We start from the raw sequence: 6,107 nt of genomic DNA, 5'->3' as shown, positions 1-6,107 counted from the left end.
AAACTGCCCGAAATCGCCAACTATAGTGTGCAACCGACAAAGTTCTCCACAGGCACGTTCGCGCCGGTCTTGACTATCGCACCGGCGGGCCACTATTGTGGCGCACCCTGATCGTGGCGGGGGAATTCGACGGGATCGCCGTGGACATGGCGCCGTGAGATATGCGGTTATTGTGGCGGTTGCGCGCGATGCTGGTAGGGTAGTGAGGTCATAAGTTTCAACCGTCCCTAAGGATTCGCTGAATCGTCGCGCGGTGCGCGGCGTGGGCAGGGTCCGCTGGGGTAGATGAGTTCCCCCTCTCAGGTCTCCGCGCCGTCCATGAGCGTGCGGCGCGACTGCCGAGAGGGCAGGAGGATAAAAGTAGTGTCCGCCATTTTCCAGGCCTTCAAGGACGCCGACCTGCGTAAGAAGATCATCTTCACTCTCGTGATGATCATCCTCTACCGTGTCGGCGCGCAGATTCCGTCCCCGGGCGTCGACTACGCGTCGATCGCCGGTCGACTGCGTACCTTAACTGAGGAGCAGGGCAACCTGTACTCGGTCATCAACCTCTTCTCGGGCGGTGCGCTATTGCAGCTGTCCATCTTCGCCATCGGCATCATGCCGTACATTACGGCGTCGATTATTGTGCAGCTGCTTACCGTGGTTATTCCGCGCTTCGAGCAGCTCAAGAAGGAAGGCCAGTCCGGACAAGCGAAGATGACGCAGTACACGCGTTACCTCACGGTCGCTCTGGCGCTGCTGCAGTCCTCCGGCATCGTGGCGCTCGCTGACCGTCAGCAGCTGCTGGGCCAGGGCGTTGAGGTCCTTACCGCGGACCGCAACATCTTTACGCTCATCATGCTCGTTATCACCATGACCTCGGGCGCCGTGCTCGTCATGTGGATGGGCGAGCTCATCACGGAGAAGGGCATTGGCAACGGTATGTCGCTGCTCATCTTCGCGGGTATCGCGACCCGCCTGCCTACCGATGGCATTAACATCCTCCAGAACAATGGTGGCCTCGTCTTCGCGATGATTGCCGTCGGCCTCATCGTTCTCGTTGTGGGCATCACCTTCATCGAGCAGGGCCAGCGCCGCATTCCCGTGCAGTACGCCAAGCGTATGGTCGGCCGTCGCCAGTACGGTGGTTCCTCCACTTACTTGCCGCTCAAGGTCAACCAGGCCGGCGTTATCCCGGTCATCTTCGCGTCCTCGCTCATTTACATGCCGGTGCTCATCACGCAGATCGTCAACTCGGGTTCCGCAACGGTGCCGGATAACTGGTGGCAGCGCAATGTCATCGCGCACCTGCAGGCGCCGAGCTCCTGGCAGTACATCGTGGCGTACTTCGTGCTTACCATCTTCTTCTCGTACTTCTACGTTTCTGTGCAGTACGACCCGAACGAGCAAGCAGACAACATGAAGCGCTACGGTGGCTTCATTCCGGGCATCCGCCCGGGCCGCCCCACCGCGGAATACCTTGGCTTTGTCATGAACCGCCTGCTGTTCGTCGGCTCGCTGTACCTGGCCATCATCGCCATCCTGCCGAACATCCTGCTCGACCTTGGTGTTGGCCACAATTCCGCAAACGGCATGTCCGCGTTCGGTGGTACGGCTATCCTGATTATGGTCTCGGTTGCTCTGACCACCGTCAAGCAGATCGAGTCCCAGCTTCTGCAATCTAACTACGAAGGACTTCTCAAGTAATGCGTTACGTACTCCTCGGCCCTCCCGGTGCTGGCAAGGGCACCCAGGCAGCTATCCTCAGCGAGAAGCTGAATATCCCGCACATCTCGACCGGCGACCTGTTCCGCGCCAACATTGGCGAGGGCACCCCGCTGGGCGTCGAGGCGAAGTCCTACATTGATGCCGGCAAGCTGGTCCCCACGGACGTCACCGCCCGCATGGTCGAGGATCGCCTTAACCAGGACGACGCCGCGGGCGGCTTCCTCCTCGATGGCTTCCCGCGCACCGTGGAGCAGGCCGAGATCCTCACCAAGCTGCTCGCCGACAAGGGCCTCGAGCTCGACGGCGTTATCAACTACGAGGTGTCTGAGGACGTCGTCGTCGAGCGCATGCTCGCCCGCGGCCGCGCCGATGACAACGAGGAGACCATCCGCACCCGTCTCGGCGTCTACCGCGACCAGACCTTCCCGCTCATCGAGCACTACGGTGATCAGATCATCACCGTCAAGGCAGAGGGCACCGTTGAGGACATCAACGCTCGCACCCTCGCTGCCATCGGCAAGTAAGCCGTCCAAGCAGCAGTCAAGCGCCAGGGAGATATACCCTGGCGCTTGCGCAGTTTTCACCCCTCCCAGAAAGGACCCCACATCATGGCACGTCGCCACAAAAAGATGGTCGCCCGCACCCCGGGCGAGCTGGATGCCATGCAGGCAGCCGGAGAGATCGTCGGCCGCACTCTCCAAGCGGTCAGGGCCGCCGCGAAGGCTGGTATGTCGACGCTGGAGCTCGATGAGCTTGCCGAAGCCACCATTCGCGACGCCGGCGCTATCCCGACGTTCAAGGGCTACGGCGGATTCCCCGGGTCCATCTGTGCCTCCGTCAACGATGTTGTCGTCCACGGCATCCCCTCGGCCGACGTGGTGCTCGAAGACGGCGATCTCATCTCGATTGATTGCGGGGCCACGTTGGACGGGTGGGTAGGAGACAGCGCCTGGACATTCGGCATCGGAAAGCTTGGCCCCCGCGCCGACGCCCTGAATAGGGCGACGGAATGGGTGCTCATGGAAGGACTCAAGGCCATGGTGCCGGGCAACCGGCTCACGGACGTCTCGCACGCGCTGGAGCAGGCAACGTATGCTGCTGAGCTGAAGTTCGAGACCGAGCTGTTTATCGTGGATGGCTACGGCGGACACGGCATTGGCCGTGAAATGCACGAGGACCCGTATCTCGCGAACGAGGGGCGTGGCGGTCGCGGCCCGTTCATTATGGAGGGCTCCGTCCTAGCCATTGAGCCCATGCTCACGCTGGGCACGGAGGACAACGAAGTGCTGGACGACGACTGGACCGTGGTCACCCTCGACGGCTCATGGGCGTCGCACTGGGAGCACACCGTTGCAGCGACGGCGGAGGGCCCCCGTATCCTTACCCCGCGCTATTGAGGTCAGTCGCGCCGACTTCAGCTATGAACTGGGCTTCAAGCAGCCGGTCTTAAAAAGTCCGAGCGAAAACTAAGTCCTCGGCTATGTCACGGCTAGGTTTCGGTCTATACTGCCAGCATGTCGAAAAACAACCTGACGAAGGTCGCCGCGCCGCTCGCGGCCGTGGCCGTCTCCCTATCCCTCCTGGCGACCCCCGTCGCCGGCGCTCAGACTCTTCCTTCCGCTCCGTCCGTGGAGCAGATGTCCTCGCAGATTCAGATTGGCAAGTTCCTGGGCCTGAGCGAAGAACAGGCATGGGCGCAGCGCAACGATCTCATCAAGCAGATCAAGACCATCAACAATCCGCAGGTTATTCCGGTCCTCGAGCAGGCCGTCGATAACACGGTCAACGCCGTCTTCCCGGGTCTTGTCGCCCGCAAGAACGCGGAGATTCGCGCAGAGCAGGAGCGCCTCGAGCGCGAGCACGCCGCACAGGTTGCGCGCGAGCAGGCCGCCGCTCAGGAAGCCGCCCGCATTGCCGAGGAGCAGCGCAAACGCAACGAGTTCGACCGCGGCCCCTGCCCGCGTGACGCTGACGCATGCGTCGATATCGATCGCAACCGTTCCTGGCTGCAGGACGACAACGGCAACGTCACCCATGTTGCCGAGTGGATTTCCTCCGGCGCCCGCACCCCGGGGCTCGCCACGCCGCGCGGCGCCTTCAATGTCCAGTACAAGGTCAAGGACGAAGTCTCCCGCGAGTTCGGCAACGCGCCGATGCCGTACGCGATCTACTTCACCAACACTGGCCACGCCTTCCACGAAGGCTCCCCGGCGTATGATTCCCACGGCTGCATCCACCTGCAGCACCAGGACGCCGTGGCGTACTGGAACGACCTGCAGGTTGGCGACAAGGTCTTCATCTTCTAGTCTTTGTCACTCCGCGGCGTGAGCTGCGAACGCCTAGCGCCTCGTGCGCTGGGCGTTTATTTGGTTTTCGTGTCGTTCATGCGTATTATTGAACGTTGGTGTATGCGCGCGTGCTTGCACGCGGGTTGATGCACCACCGCAGTAGATACAAACATGCAGGCCACGGCGTACTTGTCCGGGCCTAGAAAAGTAGAGGTTATGGCTAAGGAAGGCGCAATCGAGGTCGAGGGTCGAATCATCGAACCCCTGCCGAATGCAATGTTCCGTGTCGAGCTCGACAACGGACACAAGGTTCTTGCTCACATCTCGGGCAAGATGCGTCAGCACTACATCCGCATCCTTCCTGAGGATCGCGTGGTCGTGGAGCTGTCCCCTTATGACCTGACCCGCGGACGCATTGTCTACCGCTACAAGTAAACACAGAAATTAAGCCTCCTTACCCAAGGCGACCATCACTGCGCGCGAGCGTGAGCTCGCGCGTTGGTCGTCCGTGCACCTCAGGCCGCGGTGGCCAGAGCCCGCACAGTAGCGTTTACCCACAGTTTCCGGCACGGTCCGGGCGAAGCGTGAACGGTGTGTGGGACGGATAGGGAGAAAACCACCGTAACAACCCGAAAGGACACGCCACATGGCACGTCTCGCTGGTGTTGACCTCCCGCGTAACAAGCGTATGGAGATCGCACTGACCTACATTTACGGCATCGGTCCGGCTCGCGCCGCCGAGCTGCTGGAGAAGACTGGTATCTCTCCGGACCTGCGTACCGACAACCTGACCGATGATCAGGTTGCCGCTCTGCGTGACGTCATCGAAGCTACCTGGAAGGTCGAGGGTGACCTCCGCCGCCAGGTTCAGGCTGACATCCGTCGCAAGATTGAAATTGGTTGCTACCAGGGCATTCGCCACCGTCGTGGCCTCCCGGTCCGCGGTCAGCGCACCAAGACCAACGCTCGTACCCGCAAGGGCCCGAAGAAGACGATCGCAGGAAAGAAGAAGTAATACATGCCTCCGAAGACTCGTTCCGGCGCGCGTCGTACTGGCCGTCGCGTCGTAAAGAAGAATGTGGCCCAGGGCCACGCATACATCAAGTCCACCTTCAACAACACCATCGTGTCCATCACGGACCCGTCCGGTGCTGTCATCTCCTGGGCGTCCTCCGGCCACGTCGGCTTCAAGGGCTCCCGTAAGTCCACGCCGTTCGCAGCTCAGATGGCTGCTGAGTCCGCTGCCCGCAAGGCCATGGACCACGGCATGAAGAAGGTTGACGTTTTCGTCAAGGGTCCGGGCTCCGGCCGCGAGACCGCCATCCGTTCCCTGCAGGCTGCAGGCCTCGAGGTTTCCTCGATCACGGATGCCACCCCCCAGCCGCACAACGGCTGCCGTCCGACCAAGCGCCGCAAGGTCTAAGCAGACAGAAAGGATAGAGGTAAAAACTCATGGCTCGTTATACCGGCCCAGCAACTCGTAAGTCCCGCCGTCTGCGCGTCGACCTCGTCGGCGGAGATATGGCGTTTGAGCGCCGCCCGTACCCCCCGGGACAGGCAGGCCGCAACCGCATCAAGGAATCTGAGTACCTGCTGCAGCTCCAGGAGAAGCAGAAGGCAAAGTACACCTACGGTGTGCTGGAGCGTCAGTTCCGTCGCTACTACGCAGAGGCCAACCGTCGTCCGGGCAAGACCGGTGACAACCTGGTCATCCTGCTCGAGTCTCGTCTCGACAACGTGGTCTACCGTGCAGGTCTGGCCAACACCCGTCGCCAGGCTCGCCAGCTTGTCTCCCACGGTCACTTCACCGTGAACGGCAAGAAGATCAACGTTCCGTCCTTCCAGGTCACCCAGTACGACATCATCGATGTCCGTGATCGCTCCAAGAAGATGGAATGGTTCGAAGACGCTCAGGATCGCCTTGTTGATGCCGTCGTTCCGGCATGGCTGCAGGTCGTTCCCGACACCCTGCGCATCCTCGTGCACCAGCTGCCCGAGCGCGCTCAGATCGACATCCCGCTGCAGGAGCAGCTCATCGTCGAGCTTTACTCGAAGTAACCCTTCGTCTAACCCACATATTCACCCTCTACCGACGTCAAATAGCGGGCG

The 6,107-nt window shown here is 61.3% G+C and carries 8 protein-coding genes; all 8 read left to right on the top strand.

The window, feature by feature from the left end; genetic code table 11:
- Positions 1 to 363: 363 nt before the first annotated feature.
- The 8 genes from secY to rpsD all read left to right on the top strand — a co-directional run bounded on the left by secY (position 364) and on the right by rpsD (position 6,056).
- Entirely contained in the window at positions 364 to 1,689 is a 1,326-nt protein-coding gene (gene secY, locus HMPREF0307_RS02290) for a preprotein translocase subunit SecY (protein ID WP_066486322.1), read from the top strand.
- A complete protein-coding gene (locus HMPREF0307_RS02285) occupies positions 1,689 to 2,234 on the top strand; it encodes an adenylate kinase (protein ID WP_066486318.1) in 546 nt (181 codons plus the stop codon). Before secY ends, HMPREF0307_RS02285 begins: the two co-directional genes overlap by 1 nt.
- An 84-nt stretch (positions 2,235 to 2,318) precedes the next feature.
- Positions 2,319 to 3,107 carry a type I methionyl aminopeptidase gene (gene map, locus HMPREF0307_RS02280; RefSeq protein WP_066486315.1) on the top strand — a complete coding sequence of 263 codons (789 nt, stop codon included), beginning with the start codon at positions 2,319 to 2,321 and terminating at the stop codon, positions 3,105 to 3,107.
- Positions 3,108 to 3,224: 117 nt separating this feature from the next.
- Positions 3,225 to 4,016, top strand: coding sequence for a L,D-transpeptidase (locus tag HMPREF0307_RS02275; RefSeq protein ID WP_066486305.1), 792 nt, complete (start codon positions 3,225 to 3,227; stop codon positions 4,014 to 4,016).
- 198 nt (positions 4,017 to 4,214) lie between these two features.
- Positions 4,215 to 4,433 carry a translation initiation factor IF-1 gene (gene infA / locus HMPREF0307_RS02270; RefSeq protein WP_004566852.1) on the top strand — a complete coding sequence of 73 codons (219 nt, stop codon included), beginning with the start codon at positions 4,215 to 4,217 and terminating at the stop codon, positions 4,431 to 4,433.
- 211 nt (positions 4,434 to 4,644) lie between these two features.
- On the top strand, positions 4,645 to 5,013 hold the full coding sequence (gene rpsM / locus HMPREF0307_RS02265) for a 30S ribosomal protein S13 (protein WP_066486295.1): 369 nt from the start codon (positions 4,645 to 4,647) through the stop codon (positions 5,011 to 5,013).
- A 3-nt stretch (positions 5,014 to 5,016) separates the two neighbouring features.
- Complete coding sequence (gene rpsK / locus HMPREF0307_RS02260; RefSeq protein WP_066486287.1) at positions 5,017 to 5,421, top strand: 30S ribosomal protein S11; 405 nt, start codon at positions 5,017 to 5,019, stop codon at positions 5,419 to 5,421.
- Positions 5,422 to 5,450: 29 nt separating this feature from the next.
- Entirely contained in the window at positions 5,451 to 6,056 is a 606-nt protein-coding gene (gene rpsD / locus HMPREF0307_RS02255) for a 30S ribosomal protein S4 (protein WP_066486284.1), read from the top strand.
- Positions 6,057 to 6,107: the final 51 nt, after the last annotated feature.

This window comes from Corynebacterium sp. DNF00584 (assembly GCF_001552965.1).
Lineage (GTDB): Bacteria > Actinomycetota > Actinomycetes > Mycobacteriales > Mycobacteriaceae > Corynebacterium > Corynebacterium phoceense.
This window is presented reverse-complemented; position numbering and strand designations above follow the sequence as displayed.